The sequence below is a fragment of the Haloferax sp. AB510 genome, from assembly GCF_024136985.1.
Classification (GTDB): Archaea; Halobacteriota; Halobacteria; order Halobacteriales; family Haloferacaceae; genus Haloferax.
The window spans coordinates 1-1,708 of record NZ_JAMYJY010000205.1; the positions used below are offsets into that span (position 1 = coordinate 1).

Annotated in this window: 3 protein-coding genes; 2 read left to right on the forward strand and 1 reads right to left on the reverse strand. The window is 71.1% G+C overall.

Annotated elements, in window-relative coordinates; translation table 11 throughout:
* Nucleotides 1-521 (reverse strand): NUDIX domain-containing protein (locus tag NKF06_RS20525; protein ID WP_253246453.1); only part of this gene is annotated, 521 nt, incomplete at its 3' end.
* Nucleotides 522-581: 60 nt separating this feature from the next.
* Between NKF06_RS20525 and NKF06_RS20530 the strand changes: the two genes are divergently transcribed.
* The gene (locus NKF06_RS20530) at nt 582-1,076 is read left to right on the forward strand and encodes a metallophosphoesterase family protein (protein ID WP_253246454.1); all 495 of its coding nucleotides are present in this window, start codon (nt 582-584) and stop codon (nt 1,074-1,076) included.
* A gap of 135 nt (nt 1,077-1,211) precedes the next feature.
* Nucleotides 1,212-1,708 (forward strand): coenzyme F420-0:L-glutamate ligase (gene cofE / locus NKF06_RS20535; RefSeq protein ID WP_253246455.1); only part of this gene is annotated, 497 nt, incomplete at its 3' end.

Consider the following 1,708-nt stretch of genomic DNA (forward strand, 5'->3'; position numbering starts at 1 on the left):
CGCCGGGCGACCGACGCGACCGCCTCCAGCGAGTCCGCCTCGGCGGCGGCGTCGCGAAGCACCTCCAGCGCCCGGAGCGAAATCCACGCCGACCCGTGAGTCTCGTCGGCGGCGACGGTCTCGACCCCGGGTGCGACCCGGCGGTAGGCCGTCCAGAGTCCGGGAACCGTCTCGCGCGCTCGAATCTCGGTCGGGTGGACCCACTCGACCGCGGCGAGTTCCTCGTTCGGGTCGACCTCGCGGCTCCGGGCGTCGAACAGGAACGGGTGGACGGTCCACTCGCGGCCCTCGTCGGCGACGGAGACGGTCGCTCCCGCGCGGACGAGTTCGGCGTCGATCCCGGTGACTCCGACTTCCTCGGCGAGTTCGCGCCGGGCGTCGCGCTCGGCGTCGACCGGGTCGCCCTCGACGTAGCCGGAGATACCGGCCCAGCGGCCCTGATACGTTCCGACCGCCTCGCTCCGGCGGGCGAGGAGGACGCGGCCGCTGTGTCGGAGGAAGACGGTGACGACGTGTGGCATATCGTGACTTACGTCCGCGACTGACAAAACGACTATTCAGGCCGGTCGCGTGGTGTCGGTATGCGACTCGCTATCCTGAGCGACACGCACGTCCCGGGGCGGGCCGACGGAATTCCCCAGTGGGTGGAAAAACGGGTCCGCGAGGCCGACCTCGTGATTCACGCGGGCGACTTCGACTCGCCGGACACGCTCGACCGCCTCCGCGACCTCTCGGCGCAGTTCGTCGGCGTTCGCGGGAACATCGACCCGCCGGCCATCGACCTCCCGTTCGTCGAGGTCGCGGAGGTCGACGGGCTCACGTTCGTCGTCACCCACGGCACGGGCACGAGAACGGGCTACGAGTCCCGCGTCGCCGACGCGGTCAGGGACGCCGCGGGCGACGGCGCGGTCGGCGTCGCGGGCCACATCCACGAGGTGGTCGACGAAGTGGTCGACGGCATCCGCGTCCTCAATCCGGGCACTGCGACGGCGGCGAACCCGGGCGATGACGCGACGATGATGGTCGGCTCGATCGTCGACGGCTCGCTGTCGGTCGAGGTCGTCCGCAGCGACTGAATTCAGCGCGTTGTCGCACCACGTCCACAGTGGGTGAGTCGCCCTGACGAGTCGCACCTTCGATACCCGCCTGCGATACCGGCCCGGTTCGCCAGCATCCCGTCGTTTTTCACCGCCCTCGCCCTCCGACTCGGTATGGAGCTGTTTCCCGTCCCCGACGTGCCCGAGATTCGCGAGGGCGACGACCTCGCCGCCCTCGTCTCGGAGCGCGTCGACCTCCGGCCCGACGACGTGGTCTGCGTCGCCTCCACCGTCGTCTCGAAGGCCGAAGGGCGGTTCGCCGACCTCGACGACTTCCCGGCCGGCCCGCGGGCACGCGAACTCGCCGCCCGCCTCGCCGAACTGACCGGCGACGAGAAGGACCCGCGGTTCGCGCAGGCGGTCCTCGAAGAGAGCGTCGATCTCGTCATGTCGGAGCCGTTCCTCCTGACCGAGACGCGGTTCGGCCACGTCGGCGTCAACGCCGGCATCGACCGCTCGAACGTCCCCGACCACGACCTGCTGTTGCTCCCGAAGCGCCCGGCCGAGTCGGCCGAGCGCATCCGCGCCGGCGTCGACGCCGACCGAGTCGTCGTCACCGACACCTGCGGCCGGCCATTCCGACACGGCCAGCGCGGCGTCGCCATCGGCTG

Coding starts and splice junctions, on each gene's coding strand:
- NKF06_RS20530 (WP_253246454.1), top strand. CDS start 582: ATGCGACTCGCTATCCTGAGCGACACGCACGTCCCGGGGCGGGCCGAC.